Origin of the sequence: Paenibacillus sp. EKM211P (assembly GCF_011066175.1) — a bacterium.
Taxonomy (GTDB): Bacteria; Bacillota; Bacilli; order Paenibacillales; family Paenibacillaceae; genus Paenibacillus; species Paenibacillus polymyxa.
In genome coordinates, this window is record NZ_JAAMNS010000005.1 from 47,531 (window position 1) to 69,344 (window position 21,814).

Below are 21,814 nucleotides of genomic sequence, written 5' to 3' on the forward strand. Positions count from 1 at the left end.
GGAAACAGAATATGAGCAAGCAGCGTACATGGAGAAAGGTGCTATGCAATGTGGTTGTGGGTTCAATGTTGTTGACCTTGTGCCCACCATTGATCCAAGCAGAGACTGCGGTAGGGACAGAGATGGGGAAAGTGGAGAAAGTAGAAAATATAGCGACGAATATTCCGGCGTTTCCGGGGGCTGAAGGTGGCGGTAAATATGTTACCGGTGGACGCGGAGGTGAAGTATACGAAGTTACCACGCTGGCAGACTACGGCAAAGGTGAGCAGGTGATCCCCGGATCTCTTCGTGCAGCGGTCAGCTCCGATAATCGGACGGTCGTATTCCGGGTGGGTGGAACCATTCATCTGAAGGAGCCACTTAAAATCCTGGGCAACAACCTGACGGTTGCAGGTCAGACAGCTCCTGGCGACGGCATAATTGTAAGCGATTACACAACAGGGATTGATGCAGATAACGTCATTCTCCGTTACCTGCGTTTTCGATTAACTGATCGTTACCCCAGTGAGGATGACGCGTTAGGAGCCAGGTACCATAAAAACATTATGATTGATCACTGTTCCTTTAGCTGGTCGGTGGATGAGGTACTAAGTTTGTACGATAACGTGAATACGACAGTACAATGGTCTATTGCATCCGAAAGTATGCTAATGACTACGCACCAGAAAGGCCGCCACGGCTATGGCGGTATATGGGGTGGTCGGAATTCCACCTATCATCATAACTTGCTGGCTCACAATGCAAGCCGCAATCCACGGTTCCCAACTGATAAAAAACAAATCGACGCTGTGGAAATGACCAATAATGTCATATATAACTGGGGATTTTTCTCTTCCTACGGTGGCGGTGAAGGATCGTATAATGTGCTGAATAACTATTATAAGTATGGCCCCAACACATATAAGGACGTGCGGAGTCAAATCTTTGTAGACGTGGGGAGTAAAAAATATAAAACACGCATGTTTATTGGTGGCAACTACATGTACGGCAACGAATCGGTTACTAAGGACAACTGGCAGCTTGGAACATCCATTGGATCGATTATTGACCCTTCCACTCGTTTGGCAGAGCCGATTGAAGTCAGAGGGGAATACGACAACGGGATTTCACCGGATGCGTATGGTCCATATCAAGCGACAGATGCACAGACCGCATACACTGAGGTGCTTGCTGGTTCAGGAGCCACGCTGCCAAGAAGAGATGCGGTGGACGCCCGCATTATGAATGATGTGAAGAATGGAACGGGTGCGTTTATCAACTCCCCGCGTGAGGCAGGCTGGATTTACGATGATTATAGCGTAACCAACACGGAGCTTACTGACAGTGATCATGATGGCATGCCGGATGAATGGGAACGTGCCCATGGGCTGGATCCCAAAAATGCAGACGACCGCAACGGTCAGGAGCTTGCCGGTACAGGCGAGTATGCTCATTTTGCCAAGGGCTATACGAATCTGGAAGTTTATTTAAATGATCTCATTGAGAAGCTGTCCAATGGCAGTGAGGTGGATAATCCGGAGGCCTTCGTTCAGGTATCGGATGAAGGTGGACGTTCACTGAAGCATAACGATATTTTGGAAGCCGGACGTGATGCGACCATAACTGCAACGGCCAAGGATCAAGATGGCATTGCTCACGTTGAATTTGTCATTGACGGTAAACTTGCTGGAAAAGTAGAGGGTGCGCCTTATCAAATCAGTTGGAATCATGTGACGGACGGCACCCATTACATTATTGTACGGGTGACAGACCGCAAGAGGACTGCTACATTTTCCAATCCTGTCACCATCCATGTCAACACGACTGCACCAACGGGGAACTGGCTCAGCGAAGAGGTTGGCTCTGATGGTAACGATGGCTATATCAAAGGGCATACTCAGGTATTAAAAGAAGATGCAAACGGCAGCAGTATCCGACTGAAATCGGCGGGGGATATTGACGGAAAAGCTGATCTTTTCCATTATGCTTATCAGAAATGGGAGGGAGACGGTGAAATTACAGCTCGTGTGGAGAAGATTACCCCTGTGGATGATAATGCCGAGGCAGGGGTAATGATTCGTGAATCGCTGAAGCCTGGATCAAAAATGGCCTTTATGTCTTTAGCATTTGTTAAATATGGTAAACAGGGGATTCTTATCAGTCGTGATCAAACAGATGGTAAAACCACGCGTGCGTCAATGGAGACGTTTATTCCAACGCCATATTCGGTTCGTCTGGTGCGACAGGGACAAAAGCTTACCGGATGGGTATCCGCAGACGGTGTGACGAACTGGGAGAAGGTTGGTGAAACCGTTATAGATTTGCCGGATCATCAACCGCTATTGTTCGGGTTAGCTACTGATGCATCCAAACAACAAAATGAAGTGTGGAATTATAATACGTCGGAATTCAGCAATGTTAAGGTCCGCAAGCTAACAGACTCAGGAGGAACTTCTCCCACTAGTGTGGTTGTATCGACCTATGGCCCTGCTGACTACACCTCTCTCCAGGCAGCTATTGATGCAGTCCCTGACAACAGCAACACAAGGACTGTTATCCATCTCAAAAACGGTACGTACCGCGAAAAAGTAAAAGTAAATTCCTCCAAAAAAAATCTGAGTATTATCGGGGAAGATCGGGACAAAACGATCATTGCTTTTGATGATACGGCCAAGACCGTAGTGGACGGAAAAGAATTAGGAACGAGCAATAGCTATACTATGCGTGTGCAAAGTCCTGACTTTGTGTTGGAAAATGTGACGGTCGCCAACACAGAAGGGACCGGGCAGGTGCAGGCTGTAGCGTTATATGCCGAAGGTGATCGTGGAAAGTATCACAATGTCAAAATTACTGGCCTACAGGATACACTGCTCGTGAACCGTGGCAGACAATATTTTAAGGACAGTTACATCAGTGGCAGTGTAGATTTTATATTTGGCAATGCCCCTGCCGTGTTTGATAATTCGATCATACACAGCCTGCGTGCCGGATACGTAACAGCCGCTTCAACGGAAGAGAACCAGCCAGGTTTTGTATTTACTCAGTGTCGTCTGACAACCGAAGCTGGCTTGACAGGCAAGGTGGATCTTGGGCGACCATGGCGTCCTTACGCACATGTTACTTTTTTGAAAACCTATATGGATGACCATATCAAGCCAGGTGGTTGGAACAATTGGGGTAAGGAATCCAATGAGCAGACTGCAAGATTTGGAGAGTACGATAACTTTGGACCAGGTGCAGAAAGCAGCGGGCGTGTACCTTGGGCCAAACAGCTTACGGCTGACGAAGCAAACCAGTACACTGTTGAAGCTGTTCTGAGCGGGACAGATCATTGGAATTGGCGTCTATAATTGTATATTCAATAGATAAGCGGGGGATGCGCTTCAAGCGTTTTCCCCCGCTTATGTGCGTGTTTGTGAGCAATTTTGGATGTGATGCATACATAATCTAAAATTGAAACCATTTGTTTTTATGGTAAATATTTTATATATTGAATGAGGGAAGTGTGTAAATCATCAAGGACAAAACTAACATTTTTTCTTAAATACATTATGTTGTCGGAGGTGTAGGATGGCACGTGTGTTGGTTGTGATCACGCCTGCTGAAGGCCATGTTAACCCGTCATTAGGATTAATTAAGCAATTGGTCGATAGGGGAGAGGAAGTAGATTATGTGTGTTCAGAGGAATTTGGTACGAGAATTCAACAAACGGGAGCAAACCTGATCACCTATCCATTTAGTGTGGATGCATTTATTCACAATCCTGTATTAAAGCCGGCTGAATATAAACATCATTATCAATTCGTGAATATGATCGTTAAAGGTTTGATTGAACCGATTATTCCAAAGGTTATGAAAGCAATTGAAAATAAGGTGTATGATTATTTGATTTATGACTATTTGATGGGTTGGGGAGGCAAAATTATAGCAGAGAGGCTGGCAATACCTGCGGTATGTACGGTCTGTTCGTTTGCTTTCGTAGAGCCTCTGGGTTCTGATCAAGGCGGGGATGATCATGACATAAAAGTGAGAGCGCTTTATGATGATACGATGAAAGTAGTACATCAATTAGCTGATGAGTTTCAGGTTACCGTCCCTGCTATTGATGAACTCGATTCACATTCCCACAGCCTAAAGGTCGTGTATACAAGCCGTTATTTTCAACCGCAAGCTGAAAAGCTGGATGACAGCTATATTTTTGCAGGTCCATCTATTGTACCTCGTAAAGATGCGCCCTCTTTTCCGTTCGACCAGCTTCGTGTTTTGTATCCGCAGGTTGTTTATATATCATTGGGAACTATTCTTAATAGAGATTTGGAGTTTTACAAGCTTTGCTTTGAAGCATTTCGTGATTTGCCTGTGCAATTTGTACTCTCATCAGGCCAATATGCGGAGATGGAGTTATTGGCGGATGGTATCCCGGACAATTTTATGATCAAGCCCTATATTCCGCAACTGGAAATGCTCCAGCGTGTAGATGCATTTATCACACATGGGGGAATGAACAGTGCAAGCGAAGCCTTGTATTACAACGTGCCAATGGTTCTGGTTCCCATGACATCGGATCAGCCGCTTGTGGCCAATCGGGTCCAAGAGCTGGGAGCAGGGATTGCTGTGAATAAAAATGAGCTTACCCCTGCTATCTTAAAAGCTGCTTTGGTAGAGGTTTTAAATCAAGCCATCTATAAACAACAGGCGCATGTAATTGGCGAATCACTCCGTCAGGCTGGCGGTTATACGTATGCGGCCGATGCAATTATGAGCCGTTTCTCTACTATAGAAAAATAAGGTGCGTGTGCGTCAGCTCCTTATTATAACCAATTTGGGCTACGCATGGCAGGGTAGCATAATAAAGCAGCACGTAATCAGACTTTAGGTTCTCGTCCAGATTACGTGCTGTTTCTTTTATTGATGGTGCTCTATAGGCTGTGATTTATTTCTTGTAGAGCAGCCGATTGGTCAAACTCTAATTTTTTTGATATCGCCAGCAGACCAAGGCAACAGAGAATCAGGAATAAGCATATCCAATAGGAGTTTCGATAACCCATCCATTGAGCAAACAATCCGCCCATCAAGCTCCCCGCCAATCTTCCGATCGTTGTCGCATTGGAATACAGTGTCGAGGCGTATCCGGGCAGAGATGGCAACAAATCCTGCATATAGCTGATACCAATGGCTGATATCACTGCAACAAAGAAGGCTAGGAGAAGCTGTCCCGCAAATAGTTGCCACATCTCCGTAGACATAAGAACGAGGAGGTAATAGACAACGCCTGTTAAAGCCCCTAAAAATATAAGCAAACGGTTGGAGTATTTGGCTGCTAGTACGCCCAGCATGAGCATCAGGGGTATTTCTAAGATTGCGCAAATACTGGATACGAGGGCAACGTCATTCGTGTCACCTTTTAAATTGTGAATGATGAACAAGGAAATATTTAAACTATTCATCCAGTGAGACGTATAAAGCAGAGTAAGAACTACAAAAGGGATCAGAATTTTCATATTTTTATGTAATGTAATGTGATGAAGTGAAAGTTGATCCTTATTTTTAGCCTGAACAGGACGCTGCTTGATAAAAAAGAATAGAAGAACGGCAATAAGTACAAAAATAGAGGTCGTACCAACAAAAATACCTTTAAAGCCCGTATGTGCAATCAAGAAGGAACCCAAGAGCGGCCCGGTAATAAAGCCAAGAGAAAACATAGAACGAAGCGTTGAATTCGCAAAGGCATGATCCGCAGATTTACTGCGATCTACCGCTTCACGTGCACTGGCAAATAACTGCGGCATCCCAGGGGCGCCAATCGCTGTAAAGACCGTCATATAAATAAAAAGTACATAAAAGTTTTGGATTACAAGATATCCTGCAAAGGCGACAGCATTAAATAACGTACAAATCACTAAAATTTGTTTGCGATCCAATCCAGTATCGGAGCGTTTGGCAATAAGGGAGCTGATCCATATACCACAAATCAAAGTCACCGCTGTAAACACACCAAAGGTCCCCACCGATACGCCAAGTGTACTTGTAAAATATACAGCTAAAAAAGGTGCGCTTATGGAAATAGCCATACCTTGCAATAACATACAGATCATGAATAGTGGGTAGTTAGGGATAAAGAAAAGATTTTGAATACGCTTTAGCATTTCATTTTTACACCCCTTTAGATTTAGAAGCAGAACTTACATACCTATCCAACCTAAACTATATATGACTTTAGCATAATTTGTATATTTACATTGTATAAAATATTATATAATTTTTTTTACTTTGATGAGCAACTCATATGCAAGGCCATATACAGACAAAGATATAAGATCAGGAGTGGGATGTAGATGTGTATGCGACTTTTCCTGTAGGATGTGCCTTAAAGGCTGAAGCGATCTATGAACTGCTTGATCAGTTCATTCAATGTTCCAGCGGCCTTCGTAGGAAGGCGGTGATCGGCTTTTTTAATGAAAACAAGCTCACTCTTCGGTAAATGCTGATGCAATATGTTGGCATATGGATGAAAGTGTTTATCCTCTTCACCATAAACGAGCAGAACAGGAAGATGGATTTCTCCTAGCCGTGAGGTACAGTTATACTTCAAGCTGTAACGATAATATTGTTCGACATTCCTAGGGTTTCCCTGCTTCGCGTCGTTGAGTAACTTGCGGAACAAAGATAATTGTTTCGTTTGTGACCAAGCATTAGAAAGCGCAATCGTACCGACTGCGCCGATTTTGGATAGCGCAATGCCCAAAGAAATTTTGTTTCTTAGTCGCCATTCGTTTACCTCCGACATTCCACTGACAACAATCCCTCCCCATGCCCGATCCGGATAAGTCAAGAGAAATTCAAGTACTATTGAACCTCCGGTAGAATATCCACACAAAAATACTTTATCCAAGCTCAACCGATCCATCAAATATTTAATATCCTGGGCGATGAGAGGGTAAGTAACCGTTTGTTCGGAAGGCTGACTTTTACCGTGTCCTCTGATATCAAAAGCTATAGTACGAAAATAGGGCGTTAGCCCTTGGATTTGGTATGTGAAATTTGAGCTTGTGAGTACCGGAGGGTGAATGAATAGGATGGCCGTTCCTTCTCCGGAATCTATATAGTGCATGAAATATTCGTGTATGTTTGTTGTGGTCATTGCTATGCTCTCTCCCTGAATGATTTTGATCTTAAATTTGGCTTATTAGATTCAAAAAATTCATGGAGTTGTAACTTTGAATGCAGGAGTTCTCTCTTTTCCCGAAGATCCAATGTAGGAATAATTTTTTTTGTATATGAAAAAATAAGAGGATCAAGGGCACTGTTTTTCTAAGAAGGGGACACACACATGAGCATGAAAAATAAAGTTACCGTTGTACTAATGTTAAGTTTATTGTTGTTGATCTTGGGCTGTAGAGCGGACTCCAGTCAACAGCTAAAGCAACAGAGCGTGAACCCACATCACACAGCAAATCAAATGGGCAAAAAACCTGTCATTGTAATCTTGATTGATTCTTTAATGGATAAGCCTTTGCAAGAAGCGATTCAAGAAGGCCGTGCCCCCGCAATGCGATTTCTCCTTCATCAAGGGCAATATTTCCCGCAGGTAGTCAGCTCATTTCCCACAATGTCTGTGACCATCGACAGCACATTATTAACGGGGACGTATGCAGACCAACATCATGTGCCTGGGCTCGTTTGGTACAGTGATCAAAAGAAACGCATGATTCTCTACGGCAATGGTGCCAAAGAAGCCTTGAAAATCGACCAACTGCAAGTATTTAATGACGCTATTTACCAATTAAACCAAGTTCAATTGAACAAAAAAACGAAAACAATACATGAAGCATTAGCTGACAAAGGGAAAGAATCTGCATCCATCAATGCTATTGTTTTTAGAGGAAGAACGGAACATTCCTTAAAGGTGCCTCGTTTTATTGCAAACAGTAACCGTGTGCCAGAACAAGTGAAAATAACAGGACCTAAATGGTTTTCATATGCAACTTTTGCTCAACTGGATCCGGGGAATAGCTGGAATACTTCTCCGTGGAAAAAACTTGGGATGAACGACGAATTTTCTGCAAAAGAAACCGCTTTTCTAATCAATCAAAAAAAACTTCCAAACCTAACCATCACATACTTTCCAGGGAATGATAATTTGGCGCATAGAAAAGGCCCGACTCAACTGGAGGGAATTGAAAAAGCCGATCAAGCACTGCAAACTGTGTTGAACGCATACGGTTCTTGGGAAGAGGCTGTACAAAATGCTACATGGATCGTCTTGGGGGACAGTGGGCAAAGTGCGGTTTATAATGATCGACAGGCAGCCACTGTTGATATAAGGCCTCTTTTGGGCCATTACCGGATTGCAAAATTAAATCAACCCGTAAGAAGTGATGACCAAATCGTGATTGCCGCTAATGAACGGATGGCCTATATCTATGCAATTGACAATAACGTAGATTTGTCTGACGTGGTGAAGCTTTTACAGCATGAGAATAAGCTCGACGTTATTGCTATGAAAGACGGTAAAAATAATATCCAGGTTACAAAGGGGAGAAATGGTAGCCTGTTTTCTTATCATCCCGGTGGAAAATTTACCGATGAATATGGACAATCATGGACATTATCGGGCGAAACGAATCTTGTGGATATTACGATCAATAACAACCGGATCAAATATGGAAAATATCCAGACGTTTTGGCGAGGCTACACGGGGCAATGAATTCACATGAAGGAAGATACGTTGTTGTCACGGTCCAACCGGGATATGAACTCGTCAGCGAAAGTTCTCCTACCCACATCGGTGGGGGAGCTCATGGATCGCTGCATGAACAAGATTCCCTTGTCCCGTTAATAATTTCTGGGACGAATACACGACCCAAAACACTGCGAATTGTGGATATAAAAGATTGGCTCCTGCAATTGGTGAATGAATAAGTATTGATCGTTCTTGATATTAAAATTGAGCTATATTAGTATATAAGCATGTAGTTATATAGGTGAAAGGGGGGCATATATTGGATCAACTAGGTTATGTAGCTGATCATTTAAAGCTATTGGGGGATAAAACCCGATTGATCATGTTATCCCTGCTAAGAGAAAGAGAATGGTGTGTTTGCGAATTTGTAGATATCTTTAATATGTCGCAGCCAGCAATTAGCCAACATTTGAGAAAATTAAAGTCGCAAGGAATTGTAAAAGAAGAACGACGAAGTCAGTGGGTATACTATTCCTTAAACGTAGACGACAAACCGCATATACAAGCTGTTCTTGAGAGCATGCCAGACTCCAAGCATATTTTGAAATCGCTGAATAAAGAGGAACCGATCGCATCTTGTGGACCGGATTCCTCAGCTTGTTCATGCTAAAGCGTGTTCCGTTTATCTCCTTGTGGCGTAACGGTGCTATTATATAAGTATATGTTTATAAGGTAATATATTGGAGGTTAAGAGCATTGATTTTGTTGGCATGCATTATATTTTTAGCCACTTTAGTGTTGGTGATCTGGCAGCCTAGAAATCTGTCTATCGGCTGGTCTGCCTGCGGCGGTGCCATACTCGCCTTGCTGGTGGGTGTCGTCGATTTACATGATGTTTGGGAAGTGACTCATATTGTCTGGAATGCGACACTGGCATTTGTAGCCATTATTCTGATTTCGTTGGTGCTTGATAAAATCGGCTTCTTCGAATGGGCAGCACTTCACATGGCACGGATAGCCCGTGGAAGCGGAACTCGGATGTTTGTCTATGTGAGCCTGCTGGGTGCCGTAGTTGCTGCCTTTTTTGCCAATGACGGTGCGGCCTTAATTTTGACACCAATTGTACTGGCGATGGTTCGGGCACTGAAATTGGATGAGAAAATGGTATTTCCTTTTATCATTGCGAGCGGATTTATTGCAGATACGACGTCGCTTCCGCTTGTAGTCAGCAACCTCGTTAATATTGTGTCAGCCGACTTTTTTGGAATCAGTTTTATGGAATATGCGAGTCGTATGATTGTACCTAATCTGTTTTCCTTATTGGCTAGTATCGTGGTACTGTATCTCTTTTTTCGCAAAAGAATTCCTAAAACGTTTGATACGACACAGTTAATCACGCCTGCAAATGCGATAAAAGATCCAAAGATGTTCCGTATGTCCTGGGTTGTTCTCACAATATTGTTGGTTGGCTACTTTGCAAGCGAATTTTTAGACATTCCCGTCTCGGTGGTGGCCGGTATCATTGCCATCTTTTTCTTGCTGATGGCTAGAAGAAGCCCTGTGGTACCCATGAAAGAAGTCATCAAGGGCGCTCCATGGGCCATCGTGTTTTTCTCTATCGGAATGTATGTGGTGGTGTATGGTGTGCGTAATGCCGGTTTGACGGATCTGCTGTCCCATGTGATTCAAGCGGCTGCTGATCAAGGTATGTTTGTGGCCACCATGGTCATGGGATTTATTGCGGCGATTATCTCGTCGGGTATGAATAACTTGCCTACGGTCATGATTAATGCGCTTGCCATTGATGCCACCCATACAACTGGTATAGTCAAAGAGGCACTGATTTATGCTAACGTTATAGGGTCGGATCTCGGACCGAAGATAACCCCAATTGGTTCGTTAGCCACCTTATTGTGGTTGCATGTGCTTCGTTCGAAAAACGTGAAAATTTCATGGGGGACTTATTTTAAAACAGGCATCGTCTTAACTATTCCTACACTTTTTATTACCCTACTGGGCTTATATCTGTGGTTAATCATTTCATAATGGACAATTGAAGGAGACGCTGATGATGGATAAGAAGACAATTTATTTTTTGTGCACTGGTAATTCTTGCCGCAGTCAAATGGCAGAAGGCTGGGCTAAACAATACTTGGGAGACCGTTGGAATGTATACAGTGCGGGCATTGAAGCACACGGCCTCAACCCTAAAGCGGTGCAAGCGATGAATGAAGTTGGGATGGATATTTCCGGTCAAACTTCAGATATTATTGATTCTGTTTTGCTGAATAGTGCGGATTTAGTTGTGACCTTATGCGGAGATGCTGCCGATAAATGTCCTACTACACCTCCGTACGTGCGCCGCGAACATTGGGGATTTGATGATCCGGCTAAAGCACAAGGAACAGAAGAAGAGAAATGGAGTGTATTCCAGCGTGTACGGGATGAAGTCGGGGCTCGTATTCGCAAATTTGCGGAGACCGGTGAATAAAGCAGTGCACGGCTTAGGAAGGGCGAACTCAGGCATACTTCCTTAAAAGGGCGGTGTTTGTTTGGCATTTTTGAAATAGAAGATCTTCATGTTAATGAAAAAGGGTTAAAGCTCGTTAGACGACACTTAACCCTTTTTATTTTACAGACGAGACTCTATCCTTTTATAGGCTCGTGCATAGGTGCTGATGGTGCTCCTTGCATAGATAACCCGCCGCCAGTTGAGCTTGCTGGAATAACGGGATGTGGCGATCCCTTTTCAGAAGCAGCGCCCGCAGTCTGCTTGGTCAGCTTCTGTTTTTCCCACAGTGCTCTGGCGATCACCAGCATGGAGAGTACACCGACATATAGTAACAAAGATCCGAGTTCCGGAAGCATCTCCTGAAAAGATGCACCGCGCAGTCCCATGGTGCGGAGGAATTTGTACATCCATACGAAGGGAAAGAAATCACCGATTTGAATCGCTAAAGGTGGAAACAGTGATCTGGAAAGAACGGCCCCCGATAGTACAAAAGCAGGCATGAGCACCATCACCATTCTGCCAATGGCAATCCCCGGATGTGCAGCGCCCCATGCAACCAGAACATTGAAGCATACGGTACCGAATACATACAGGACAACCGGAATCATGAAGAGGATCGGATTGGCTTCGAAACGACCTCCCCCAAACATTTTAAGCATCCCGAGAGAGAAGATTAAGCCAGCCGTCGAAAACAGCGTATAAGGAAGAATACGCAGTAGGATGTTGAACGGATTTTGCAGTTCGGCAGCCAGTCTCTTGGAAACCCTTAGTCTGGCGACGATAGGTAAGCTATTGATATTGAGTATCATAAAAGAGAACATACAAGTGAATGCAAGTATCGTCGTATTCTGATAATCATTGGTTGGGTTAAACAGGGAACGCACCTCCAAGGCAATACCATTGAGAGCTCCCTGAGCCTGTTCGGCGTTCATCCCCGTTTTCAACATAGCTGGAACAGACAGTTCCATATTCTCAGAAACGCTAATTTCCTGCATAGCTGTACGAATGGAAGTAATAGATTGAACGTTGGTATTATCAAGAATGAGACCCACGCGACTGGAAAGGGAACGATGGTGATTGTCCTCTAAACCGTGCGGCAGGGAAATAACGGCTAAATATTTTTCGTGATAAAAATACTGCTCAGGATTGTCCGTAAACGAAACAATCTCTGCTACGTTCATATATGGAGAAGCATCTATCTTCTGGATCAACTCACGGCTGTAGGCTGTGTTGTCCTGATCCACTACTACCACGTTAGCATCGTTAATTTGGCTGCTTGGGAGCAGCAGGGAGTACCCCAGCACTGCAATCAGCGGGAAGATGATAGCTATGATCGGATACTTGGAGTGAACCAGATACGTCCATTCATCACGAAGTGATTTCATTCGTATTCACCTCAACTGTCATGCCTGGTAGCAAAGCGGCTTCTCTTGTTACATATACACGTACTTGGAATGTGGCGGTATCTGCCTCACCTTTTTCACGGGACATCTTTACATTAGCGAATTGCGGCGCAGCGGTCACATAACGTACGGTACCTTTCAAGTCCTTGTTGAGAGCAGATACTCGGGTTTTAACTTCTTGAGTGGCCTTGAATTTACCCGCTTGTTCCTCATTGACATACAGATCGTAATATAAATCGTTGGTTTCCAGGGTAATCACAGGCGCTCCTTGCGCGACATTTTCCCCGACTTTTGTACTAATCGAAGTAACCTTGCCATCCTGTGGTGCCTTTAATACCAGTCTCTCTTTTTTGAGCAGCAATGTTTTAAGCTGAACTTCCTGTGTGTCTTTTTGTTGCCTTAAAAGGTCGATAGCCAACTTCTGATCTGCCAACTGTTGACGGCTTTGCTGAATGGTTTCCAGTTGGGTTCTGGAACGATCGACGGACAATTGGGCACCACGGATTTCCTCCTCGGCTTGTTTTACCGCAACCGCTGCTTGTGTGGTCTGTTCACTGGCCTGCATACGTTCTTCAGGAGTAGCGCCATGGAGCAGCTTTTGAAGAGACTCCTTTTGCTGGCTCAACTGATTTGTCGCTAAAGTCAATGAGGATTCAGCATCATCCAACACTGCTTTGGATGCACTTCCTGCATCATAAAGTGCTTTATTACGTTTGTAGTTAGTCTGAGCCGTCTGAACGTTTTTGGTGGCAGAAGCTACGGCAATTCGTTGCTGCTGAACATCTTCATCCCGAGCACCATTATTGACCTGTTGTTCCGCAGCAGTGGCTTGACGCTCAACTGCCTGTGCCCGCAGCAGTGCCGCTTGGCTTTTGCTCTCAGTGACTTGAGCTTGCGCGATATCCAGCTGTGCTTGTTTTTCCTGAGTTGTTGCTCGTGTGTACCCTAATTGGATGGATTGTTGCTGTTGGCTGATCTGTGTATTGAACTGCGCAATTTGTGTCCGCAGCTGCTCAATTTGCAAATCCACATCTTTGGAATCCAAAGCCATAAGGACAGTTCCTTTTTTCACTTTCGTTTCTTCTGTTACCGGGATGTTTAGGACTTTGCCGCCTACTTGTTCAAAAGATACATGAATGCTATCAGCATTGAGCGTTGTGCCTTTAACGGATCGCGAAGCAGTGACTTGATCTTGTCCGTTAGTCTGAAGCAGGAACCCCCCGCCGATCAGACAGGCAATAGAAATGACAGGGATGATAAGGCTGGTGACTTGTGTGCGATTCATGGGTAATATGCTCCTTAAGTTCATAAAATGGATTCAACCTAGACTCGAATAAATATCCTGATTATGTACATTTTATTTATTCTATTATTTAATAATTTAGATGTTAGCCGGCTAACTAAAATGCAAAAATTAAAACTTACTCTGGCTTTGCTGCTTCATATATCTCTTTTGCTTGAGGGATGCCGCTTTCTATTTTTTTCAGTAATGTCAGGAGCAGTTCTTTTTCATCGTTGGATAGATGGCTCATCAGTGTGGAAGTGCATGTAAAATGTACAGGCAGCAGTCTCTCCATCATTTCTGTTCCTTGTTCGGTCAGTTTAACAATACTCATACGGCGGTCGGAAGGGTGAACGGATCTCATAATAAGCCCATCGCGTTCCAGACGGTCAAGCAGACCGGTAACGGTAGGCTTGCTAACCCCTACTTTCTCCGCAAGCTCTGTAGCCAGCAACCCTGTTTGAATGTTGCGATACAGGAGAATTAATATTGAAAATTTTCCGTGAGATATACCAAACTTCTCAAAGCCTTCAAAGCTCACTTTAAAAAGACTGGAGGATACGCGCATAAAAAATAGCATCGCTTCTGTCGCTCTTACATCAATCTCTGGGATACGCATAGAAAATTCTTGCAGCGCTTCACGAGTGGGCAAATCCCGTAAATCAAAATCCATAAGGTTCTCCTTTCTTCTTACATTGTGTTCCAGTCGACAAATTAGTTAGCCGACTAATCTTAATCGATTCAAAAATGAATTTCAAGCTAAATTTTGTTAATCGTCATGCAGATTTTTCACTATATGGAGGTTGTCCGTGCAGTATTTTAAGCTATTCACTACATTGATATTTACAGTGAAGTGCTTGATAATAAGTGGATATCGCACGAGACAAAGATACCCAAAAGTGAGGGACCTGACATGGCGACAAAATTATATTACACCGCTCCAAATCTTACGGAGTGGGACACTCATATTACACAGAGCAGGGAAAGAGACGAAGCATTTTTTGTTATGCTCAAGGAAACGGCCTTTTATCCGCATGGTGGAGGTCAGCCATGTGATACAGGAACGATTCAGGGCATCCGTGTATTAGATGTGGTTCTTGAGGATGGGGACATTTGGCATCAGGTAGAACGTTTGCCGGAGGAGGAGAAAGTGGCCTGCCAATTGGATTGGGAGCGCAGATTTGATCATATGCAGCAGCATAGCGGGCAGCATTTGCTGTCAGCGATTTGTCTGGAACTGTTAGGTGCGCGTACAGAAAGCTTTCATTTGGGACAAGAGTACGCCACAATTGATGTCAACTGTTCTGATATAACATCCGCGCAGCTATCGGCAATCGAGCAGGAAGCAAATCGGCAAATCTACAATAACCGCAGCATAAAAAGTTATTTTGTAACCCATGAGCAATTGAAGGACATTCCGCTTGTGAAAATGCCTAAAGTAACAGAAAATATTCGGATTGTTGAGATCGAAGGCATTGAATATAATGCTTGCGGCGGTACACATGTGGCTCAAACCGGGGAAATTGGAATGATTAAATGCTTGAAATGGGAAAAGCAAAAAGGGATGGCGAGAATCCATTTCAAATGTGGTGCTCGCGCACTCCAAGACTTTAATGAGAGTGCTCGGATTTTGGACGTGTTATCTACGAAGTTCAATACTGGGCGAAAGGATATTTTGACTCGATTCGAAAAGTGGGAGCAGGAGCATAAGCAGCTCAAGGCGCAAGTGGAGTTTCTACAAGAGGAAAATGCATCGTACCAAGCGAAAGAGCTGCTGTCTGCTGTACAGGGGCATGTTCTTGCTCATGTATTTGAACAAAAATCCATTCAGGAGATGCAGCAATTGGCTGCCAAGCTGACCGCTGAGCATGATTTGCTTGTTTTATTTGCCACAACAGCCGAAAACAAAATCATTCTGGCACATAATGGTAGCCAATCCGTTAGCTGCGGAGCGTTTTTGAAAGAGAATCTGGGCGCGTTTCAGGGCAAGGGGGGCGGTAGCAACCAATCTGCTCAGGCAGCATTTTCGTCCCGCGAGAACCTCTTGAATTTCTTTGAAACGGCCCAGCGGCAGTTCATTCAGGGATAATATAATGGAGGATTAGTGACGCAGCGGTAGCTTCCACTTTTCCTCTTCTGTAAATAAAATAAAAGAAAAAATTAGTGCAACAACAGCGCCCCAAACGGCTTTATCCCCAATCGTCAAAGTCAGAAATCCCCCCAGCAAGGCTCCTACCAAGAAGGCAGCCAGGATGACACCATAACGCATCGCTCGAATGGCAGCGTTCGTGTCCTTGGTCGTTACAGCGACATACACAGCCTCGATAGCTGATCGAAGGTTACCGGTGCTGACCGTAGAGGTGTACGGCACATCAATGAGCTTGCGGAAGGAAGTCATTTGCACGGAAGCGACGAATGAGACGATCACCACTACTACCGTATTGGGAACTCCTTGCGGAATCAATCCCACGATGAAAAAAATCGCGATTTCCAGTAAAAGAATTGCGCGGGTCCAGTCTGGAGTTAAACGGTGGGTTGATTTGCGTTTAATCCCTTCAGCAACAAAAACCCCCAGTGAAAAGGCGATCAGAGGCGGGATATAGGATAATGCCTGAACCCAGTGCCCCTGAATGACTTTGACAGCCAGCAGGACGATATTGCCTGTCTGTGCGTTGGCGAAAACACCGCCTCTTCCAACAAAGGTATATGTGTCCAAAAAGCCCCCTACTAATGATAGTAAGGCGCCCAGTCGTAACGATTCGGACGTTACCTGATGTAAATGGATTTTGCCTTTCATAAACACGGCATATAAGCCTCCTATACTAAACGTCGATTCTTTAAAGCTAACACGAAAATCCAGGACCATACAATTAAATTAATCACTTAAGCATGAAAATGACACAAAGAAGCCACATCAGGTCCCATACAATAGAAAGGACGTGATGCGGCTTGTTGGAGTGCTGGTTAAAGTGCCATCTGGAACTTCGAGAATATGCTTATTGCAGAGCTTGAACGAGTGCTGCGCCAAATTCCTCTGCACCATCTGGGCCGTCGGCTGTAATAATATCGCTATGAGCGACGACATGCTGAGCGACATAGTCGGCTTGATGCGATTGGAGCTGATCCTTTTGCACATCCACAGGGTAGCATGTAGCCGTTCTGCCAGAGAGCAGACCGGTTTGAGCCACAGCTACAGAGCCTGCGCAGATGCCAGCCACTAAAGTCTTTTGCTCATGAGCTTGTTTCAGCAGAGCTTGGAGATCCGCGTTATTCCACAGATGATCATTTGTTCCTGATCCGCCGATTACAGATACTACATCATACTCAGCCGGCACAGCATCTGTAAAGACAAGATCAGCCGTCGCTTTACCGTTGTAGTCACCCATGATTTCGCCTGTTTTTGTACTGGCTAATGTTACAGTAACACCTGCTTGCTCCAGCGCTTCTTTTGGTTTAAACAATTCATCCTCATTAAAGCGCTCTGGGGGTATAATAAAAAGAGCTTTTTTACTCATACTCTATTCCTCCTTGAATGTGTAACGTTATTTACTATTGTAGGGTGGCTTCGTCGGGCTGTGAAGAATGCACTTTCAAGTACGGAGGTTACCTGCAGGTTACTATTCATGTGGAAGATCATGATGATTTAGAAGGAGTTAATTGATATATGTCTGATACGCTGAGAGAAGAAATACGGGAGAAAATTGTAAACGGAGACTACAACTGCGAAAAGGAATTAACGCTATCTGTGCTGAGCGGGAAATGGAAGGTCGTTATTTTATGGCATCTGGGTGTCGAAGGGCCGCACCGGTTCAGTGACCTGCAAAGGTTGTTTCCGAAGCTGTCGCATAAAGTGCTGACCAACCAGCTACGGGAGTTGATGGAGGACGGTATTGTACACCGGGAAGTGTATCCCGAAGTGCCTCCAAAGGTGGAATATTCGATGACTGAGTTGGGGATGACGATTTTACCGATTGTGGAGATGATGTATGACTGGGGGAAAAAACGGGTGCAATCCATCCGTGAGGAAATGCAACGCAGCAGTGAGGGAAATGTTTAAATCTTGGATGCGATCTTAGATGGACCTTTAACACTCCGTCATATAAAAAATAGAACGCCTTGCACGATGAGTACGAATTGTACCTAGAGCGAAGGCGTTCTTTGGCATGTTAGCAGTCTGTGTGTGTGGATCATGTTAGTCTAGGAAAAATAGCTGTAGCCCATATGGATCATTGCTGTTCAAGTGCTGGTAAAACCTCAATCCAGCGTGTAGCCCAAGTACCAATATGGTCAAATAAAGGAGCTAAATCGCGTCCCTTATCCGTAAGGGAGTATTCAATCCGCACAGGCTTTTCAGGATAAACCATACGTTGAATGATTCCTTCTTCCTCCAGCTCTTTCAAACGGTCCGAAAGGACCTTTCCACTTAAGTTAGAAATTGAATTCTCAATAGCGACGAAACGTTGCGGACCATTCGTTAGTTGAAATACGATCAACACCGTCCAACGCTTGCTCAGTAGCTCCATAGCCTTTTCAAACCGTGGGCACATCTGCGGAATATTCATGTGATCACCTCATGCTCCTATTATTAACGATTCACTGTTAAAAGTAAATGATTTTACTTTACATAAATTTATTACTTGACGAAATCGAATGATATAAATATACTTTGTTACATAAAGTAACTTGTTAGCTTTGATACGGAGTTTAAGATGTAAATGCTTAAAATTTGAACTTAATTTGATATGATTAATGATGTAATAAAAAGAACAGATACGGACGAATCGTTGAGGTTATGGTTTGGGTGCAGGGGGAAGTCGGATGAAGCTAGAATGTGAAGTGTGCGTAGTTGGAGGGGGACCCGCAGGGACTTTGTTATCCTGTCTACTGGCGGAGCAGGGTGTTTCAACGATATTGGTTGAGCGGCAGAGCGTGCCCGGAAAGGCTTTCCGCGGTGAAATTTTAAACGATGAGGGTCAGGAAGTGATCCGCAAACATAAACTGCTCGAACAAATTCATGAGGATCATATTCTCGCCTCCACAAGAATCGAATATTGGCAGCATCAGCAGCAGGTCAAGACGGTTGAGCCAGCTTCAATCCATCGTAATGTAGGGGTGCATATTCCACAACCTCGATTTTTGGAAGCTCTGCTCAAGCAGGCGTCCACCTACGAGTCTTTCCGTTACCTGGCAGGTACAACTGTGACTGCGTTGGAGGGTGACAGCGAGCAGGGGTACACGGGCTTGACCGCCCGCGATAAGAACGGTCATGAGATTACAATTCATAGTTCTTTGATTGTGGGGGCAGACGGACGCTATTCGACTGTGCGCAAGCTGGCGCAGATGCCTGTGACGAAAATTCGCCACGATTATGATCTGCTATGGGCCAAAATCACGGCACCTGCCGGGTGGGAGCCCGTCACTCGTCTGGCTCTGGTCAACGGAGGTCAGTTGGCTTTATTCTCGCAGGCTGAGGGTTATATCCAAATTGGCTGGAATGTGGAGGAGGGGAGCTTTTCCACCCTGTTTAAGCAATCTTTTGAACCATTTATACAGCTGTTTACGGAGGCTTTTCCAGATTTAGAGCATAGTGTGCATGATCACATTCGTTCATGGAAGGACTTCGTACCGTTGGATATTTTCAGCAGCCGTAGTGACACATGGGCACAGAATGGACTGGTCCTGATTGGAGATGCGGCGCATACCATGACACCTACGGGAGCTTTTGGTTTGAACGCTGCTTTGAAGGATGCCGATGTGCTGGCCAGTGAGCTTCTTCGTTTACGCCAGCAGGTATATACGGCAGAAGACCTGAAGGCTTTCGAAGATGGACGACGGCAGGCTGTCACCGAGCTTCAGGAGCGTCAACTGATCATGGAGTCCACGTTTCATGAACATTTCTTACACATAGTTAAATGATATAAAACCCCGACAACAACGATTAGCCTGAGAAATGCGAGGCATTTCATATATAGAGTTTATATAAAGGATGGTGCAGAGAGATGAACATTAAAGATGTAGCTACGCTACTTAACGATAAAATCCAAACTGTTCGTGGAGAGCAATCCTCGACAATTTTGGTAGGACCGATCAAGCTGCCAGTTAATTTGGAAGGGGAAACGGTTGTTTTTCAATGGTATTGCTGGCTACCTGTACGGGACGAGGAAGATCGCCAGAACTTACTGAATGCCAATGCTGAGACGATTGTGAAGCGATTGTCCACACTGAACTTGGCGGAGGGACAACAATCAAGTGTACTGGTGTACGGGGATCTCCAACAGTCCGAAAATGCATTAGTTCGCATGCATAGTATTTGTCATACTGGAGATATTTTTGGTAGCAAGCGTTGTGATTGCGGATTTCAACTCCACCAGTCGATGAAAATGATTGTGGAACATGGAACAGGTGCATTGTTCTATCTGGCAAATCATGAAGGTCGCGGAATCGGTTTGTTTAGTAAAGCCATGGCTTATATTCTGCAAGAAGAAGGCATGGATACCGTCGAAGCCAACCATCAGTTGGGTTTTGAAGATGATACACGCAATTATGCGGATGCCATTAGTGTGCTTCAACACCTGAGACAAAAACCAGTAACTCTGATTACAAATAACCCTAAAAAGCTGGATGCCTTGAAGAAGTCGGGTATGAATGTGGCGGGACGTATGCCGCTCTGGGGCGATGTGTCACAATATAATGAACGGTACTTGAATACAAAAGTAGAACGATCCGGCCATTTGCGGGATTCCGATCTCAGGGAGGTTCTATGAACACTCACGAAAAATATATGCGCCTGGCACTGGAAAATGCCAGAAGTACCAAAGGGCAAACAGAACCGAATCCGCTCGTCGGATCAGTCATTGTTAACAATGGCCGTATCGTTGGGATCGGCGCTCATTTGAAGCCTGGTGAGCCACATGCCGAGATTCATGCCTTGCGTATGGCGGGGGAACACGCTCAGGGAGCGACGATCTACGTAACGCTGGAGCCGTGTTCTCATCACGGCCGGACAGGCCCATGCGCGGAAGCGATTGTGAAGGCAGGCATTCGTCGGGTGGTCATTGCAGCACTGGACCCGAACCCGCTGGTTTCAGGCAGAGGGGTACAGATTTTGAAAGATGCGGGCATTGAGGTCATTGTCGGCGTATGTGAGCAGGAATCGATCCGCATGAATGAAGTGTTCAATCAATATATCGTGAGCAAGCGACCTTTTATTACAATCAAATCGGCAGTAACGCTGGACGGTAAAATTGCAACTCGAACCTCTGAAAGCAAGTGGATCACATCTGAGGCTGCACGGGAGGATGTGCATCGTCTTCGTCACGAGCATGTAGGCATCCTGGTCGGTGTACAGACCGTGATCCATGATAATCCTCAGCTTACGACTCGTCTACCAGAAGGACGGAATCCGATTCGTATCATTGTGGATAGTAAGCTTCGTATTCCATTGGATGCTCGTGTCATTACAGATGGAGAGGCGCCAACCTGGATATTCACAGGGCGGGCTTATGATGAAGGCAAGCGAAGCCAGCTGGAACAGCTTGGTGTAAAGGTATATCCGACACAGGATGAATACAGTGATCGGGTCAACCTTCCACAAATGCTGGATATTTTGGGAGCGGCGGAGGTCTCGTCCGTATTCGTGGAAGGTGGGGCCGAGGTGAACGCTTCGTTCGTGCAGCAAGGACTGGCAGACAAGCTGGTGCTGTATATGGCGCCGAAGCTGGTTGGAGGGCGCGCAGCCCCGGGCTTTCTCGGGGGAGAGGGCGTGTCTGCGATGAGCGGTGCGGTGGCCTTGCAGGATTTGAGCGTAACACAGGTTGGCGTGGACTGGAAAATAGAAGGGTATTTTGAAAAAAAAAATGAGTGAGTTGTTTTTGGGCAGAGAAGGACGCTCCGCGAAGGGGTTGATCTTCCGATCGCTGTTGCAGTGGGATTCTTCGGATTGTATAAGATATTT

General features: G+C 44.9%; 19 protein-coding genes. 11 read left to right on the forward strand and 8 right to left on the reverse strand.

Annotation, left to right across the window (positions count from 1 at the left end; all coding sequences use genetic code 11):
- Positions 1–11: 11 nt before the first annotated feature.
- Positions 12–3,329, forward strand: a complete 3,318-nt coding sequence (locus G9G57_RS10630; protein ID WP_164964925.1) for a pectinesterase family protein — start codon at positions 12–14, stop codon at positions 3,327–3,329.
- A gap of 220 nt (positions 3,330–3,549) precedes the next feature.
- Entirely contained in the window at positions 3,550–4,767 is a 1,218-nt protein-coding gene (locus G9G57_RS10635) for a macrolide family glycosyltransferase (protein WP_017425599.1), read from the forward strand.
- Between the two features lie 131 nt (positions 4,768–4,898).
- Here the strand turns inward: G9G57_RS10635 and G9G57_RS10640 are convergent, their stop codons facing one another.
- Both G9G57_RS10640 and G9G57_RS10645 read right to left on the reverse strand, forming a co-directional pair.
- Complete coding sequence (locus tag G9G57_RS10640; RefSeq protein ID WP_017425598.1) at positions 4,899–6,125, reverse strand: sugar efflux transporter; 1,227 nt, start codon at positions 6,123–6,125, stop codon at positions 4,899–4,901.
- Between the two features lie 221 nt (positions 6,126–6,346).
- Positions 6,347–7,120, reverse strand: coding sequence for an alpha/beta fold hydrolase (locus tag G9G57_RS10645; RefSeq protein WP_017425597.1), 774 nt, complete (start codon positions 7,118–7,120; stop codon positions 6,347–6,349).
- Positions 7,121–7,309: 189 nt separating this feature from the next.
- Between G9G57_RS10645 and G9G57_RS10650 the strand changes: the two genes are divergently transcribed.
- From G9G57_RS10650 to arsC, 4 genes are all read left to right on the forward strand, one after another.
- Complete coding sequence (locus tag G9G57_RS10650) at positions 7,310–8,902, forward strand: alkaline phosphatase family protein (RefSeq protein WP_164964926.1); 1,593 nt, start codon at positions 7,310–7,312, stop codon at positions 8,900–8,902.
- An 80-nt stretch (positions 8,903–8,982) separates the two neighbouring features.
- Entirely contained in the window at positions 8,983–9,333 is a 351-nt protein-coding gene (locus tag G9G57_RS10655) for an ArsR/SmtB family transcription factor (protein WP_117289970.1), read from the forward strand.
- A gap of 86 nt (positions 9,334–9,419) precedes the next feature.
- Positions 9,420–10,709 carry an arsenic transporter gene (locus tag G9G57_RS10660; protein ID WP_274597698.1) on the forward strand — a complete coding sequence of 430 codons (1,290 nt, stop codon included), beginning with the start codon at positions 9,420–9,422 and terminating at the stop codon, positions 10,707–10,709.
- A gap of 25 nt (positions 10,710–10,734) precedes the next feature.
- Positions 10,735–11,154 carry an arsenate reductase (thioredoxin) gene (arsC, locus tag G9G57_RS10665; protein ID WP_016820404.1) on the forward strand — a complete coding sequence of 140 codons (420 nt, stop codon included), beginning with the start codon at positions 10,735–10,737 and terminating at the stop codon, positions 11,152–11,154.
- A gap of 155 nt (positions 11,155–11,309) precedes the next feature.
- Here the strand turns inward: arsC and G9G57_RS10670 are convergent, their stop codons facing one another.
- The 3 genes from G9G57_RS10670 to G9G57_RS10680 form a co-directional block, all read right to left on the reverse strand.
- A complete protein-coding gene (locus G9G57_RS10670; RefSeq protein ID WP_126666618.1) occupies positions 11,310–12,560 on the reverse strand; it encodes an ABC transporter permease in 1,251 nt (416 codons plus the stop codon).
- Complete coding sequence (locus G9G57_RS10675; RefSeq protein WP_164964927.1) at positions 12,544–13,863, reverse strand: HlyD family secretion protein; 1,320 nt, start codon at positions 13,861–13,863, stop codon at positions 12,544–12,546. Before G9G57_RS10675 ends, G9G57_RS10670 begins: the two co-directional genes overlap by 17 nt.
- Positions 13,864–13,999: 136 nt before the next feature.
- Positions 14,000–14,533: a MarR family winged helix-turn-helix transcriptional regulator gene (locus tag G9G57_RS10680; RefSeq protein ID WP_019688671.1), complete on the reverse strand. Its 534-nt coding sequence runs from the start codon at positions 14,531–14,533 to the stop codon at positions 14,000–14,002.
- 240 nt (positions 14,534–14,773) lie between these two features.
- On the opposite strand from G9G57_RS10680, the gene G9G57_RS10685 reads away from it, so the two are divergent.
- Complete coding sequence (locus tag G9G57_RS10685; protein ID WP_164964928.1) at positions 14,774–15,949, forward strand: alanyl-tRNA editing protein; 1,176 nt, start codon at positions 14,774–14,776, stop codon at positions 15,947–15,949.
- A 12-nt stretch (positions 15,950–15,961) separates the two neighbouring features.
- On the opposite strand, the gene G9G57_RS10690 is transcribed toward G9G57_RS10685, so the two are convergent.
- Both G9G57_RS10690 and G9G57_RS10695 read right to left on the reverse strand, forming a co-directional pair.
- The gene (locus tag G9G57_RS10690) at positions 15,962–16,663 is read right to left on the reverse strand and encodes a YoaK family protein (protein WP_017425588.1); all 702 of its coding nucleotides are present in this window, start codon (positions 16,661–16,663) and stop codon (positions 15,962–15,964) included.
- Between the two features lie 193 nt (positions 16,664–16,856).
- Positions 16,857–17,375 (reverse strand): DJ-1/PfpI family protein, encoded by a 519-nt coding sequence (locus tag G9G57_RS10695; RefSeq protein WP_153794242.1) that lies wholly within the window; start codon positions 17,373–17,375, stop codon positions 16,857–16,859.
- Between the two features lie 149 nt (positions 17,376–17,524).
- Here G9G57_RS10695 and G9G57_RS10700 point away from each other — a divergent pair, with 149 nt between their 5' ends.
- Complete coding sequence (locus G9G57_RS10700; RefSeq protein WP_016820397.1) at positions 17,525–17,917, forward strand: winged helix-turn-helix transcriptional regulator; 393 nt, start codon at positions 17,525–17,527, stop codon at positions 17,915–17,917.
- A 169-nt stretch (positions 17,918–18,086) separates the two neighbouring features.
- Here G9G57_RS10700 and G9G57_RS10705 read toward each other — a convergent pair whose 3' ends face one another.
- Positions 18,087–18,422, reverse strand: a complete 336-nt coding sequence (locus G9G57_RS10705; RefSeq protein ID WP_164964929.1) for a winged helix-turn-helix transcriptional regulator — start codon at positions 18,420–18,422, stop codon at positions 18,087–18,089.
- Between the two features lie 256 nt (positions 18,423–18,678).
- On the opposite strand from G9G57_RS10705, the gene G9G57_RS10710 reads away from it, so the two are divergent.
- The 3 genes from G9G57_RS10710 (at position 18,679) to ribD (ending at position 21,724) form a co-directional block, all read left to right on the forward strand.
- Positions 18,679–19,776, forward strand: coding sequence for an FAD-dependent monooxygenase (locus G9G57_RS10710; protein ID WP_044786299.1), 1,098 nt, complete (start codon positions 18,679–18,681; stop codon positions 19,774–19,776).
- An 83-nt stretch (positions 19,777–19,859) separates the two neighbouring features.
- Positions 19,860–20,624 (forward strand): GTP cyclohydrolase II, encoded by a 765-nt coding sequence (locus G9G57_RS10715; RefSeq protein ID WP_016820395.1) that lies wholly within the window; start codon positions 19,860–19,862, stop codon positions 20,622–20,624.
- Entirely contained in the window at positions 20,621–21,724 is a 1,104-nt protein-coding gene (gene ribD / locus G9G57_RS10720) for a bifunctional diaminohydroxyphosphoribosylaminopyrimidine deaminase/5-amino-6-(5-phosphoribosylamino)uracil reductase RibD (protein ID WP_113051024.1), read from the forward strand. Before G9G57_RS10715 ends, ribD begins: the two co-directional genes overlap by 4 nt.
- Positions 21,725–21,814: the final 90 nt, after the last annotated feature.

What these genes read in the sequence shown, in the direction of transcription:
- G9G57_RS10630 (WP_164964925.1), top strand. Translation starts at nt 12, where the DNA reads ATGAGCAAGCAGCGTACATGGAGAAAGGTGCTATGCAATGTGGTTGTG.
- G9G57_RS10635 (WP_017425599.1), top strand. Translation starts at nt 3,550, where the DNA reads ATGGCACGTGTGTTGGTTGTGATCACGCCTGCTGAAGGCCATGTTAAC.
- G9G57_RS10640 (WP_017425598.1), bottom strand. Translation starts at nt 6,125, where the DNA reads ATGCTAAAGCGTATTCAAAATCTTTTCTTTATCCCTAACTACCCACTA.
- G9G57_RS10645 (WP_017425597.1), bottom strand. Translation starts at nt 7,120, where the DNA reads ATGACCACAACAAACATACACGAATATTTCATGCACTATATAGATTCC.
- G9G57_RS10650 (WP_164964926.1), top strand. Translation starts at nt 7,310, where the DNA reads ATGAGCATGAAAAATAAAGTTACCGTTGTACTAATGTTAAGTTTATTG.
- arsC (WP_016820404.1), top strand. Translation starts at nt 10,735, where the DNA reads ATGGATAAGAAGACAATTTATTTTTTGTGCACTGGTAATTCTTGCCGC.
- G9G57_RS10670 (WP_126666618.1), bottom strand. Translation starts at nt 12,560, where the DNA reads ATGAAATCACTTCGTGATGAATGGACGTATCTGGTTCACTCCAAGTAT.
- G9G57_RS10675 (WP_164964927.1), bottom strand. Translation starts at nt 13,863, where the DNA reads ATGAATCGCACACAAGTCACCAGCCTTATCATCCCTGTCATTTCTATT.
- G9G57_RS10680 (WP_019688671.1), bottom strand. Translation starts at nt 14,533, where the DNA reads ATGGATTTTGATTTACGGGATTTGCCCACTCGTGAAGCGCTGCAAGAA.
- G9G57_RS10685 (WP_164964928.1), top strand. Translation starts at nt 14,774, where the DNA reads ATGGCGACAAAATTATATTACACCGCTCCAAATCTTACGGAGTGGGAC.
- G9G57_RS10695 (WP_153794242.1), bottom strand. Translation starts at nt 17,375, where the DNA reads ATGAGTAAAAAAGCTCTTTTTATTATACCCCCAGAGCGCTTTAATGAG.
- G9G57_RS10700 (WP_016820397.1), top strand. Translation starts at nt 17,525, where the DNA reads ATGTCTGATACGCTGAGAGAAGAAATACGGGAGAAAATTGTAAACGGA.
- G9G57_RS10705 (WP_164964929.1), bottom strand. Translation starts at nt 18,422, where the DNA reads ATGAATATTCCGCAGATGTGCCCACGGTTTGAAAAGGCTATGGAGCTA.
- G9G57_RS10710 (WP_044786299.1), top strand. Translation starts at nt 18,679, where the DNA reads ATGAAGCTAGAATGTGAAGTGTGCGTAGTTGGAGGGGGACCCGCAGGG.
- G9G57_RS10715 (WP_016820395.1), top strand. Translation starts at nt 19,860, where the DNA reads ATGAACATTAAAGATGTAGCTACGCTACTTAACGATAAAATCCAAACT.
- ribD (WP_113051024.1), top strand. Translation starts at nt 20,621, where the DNA reads ATGAACACTCACGAAAAATATATGCGCCTGGCACTGGAAAATGCCAGA.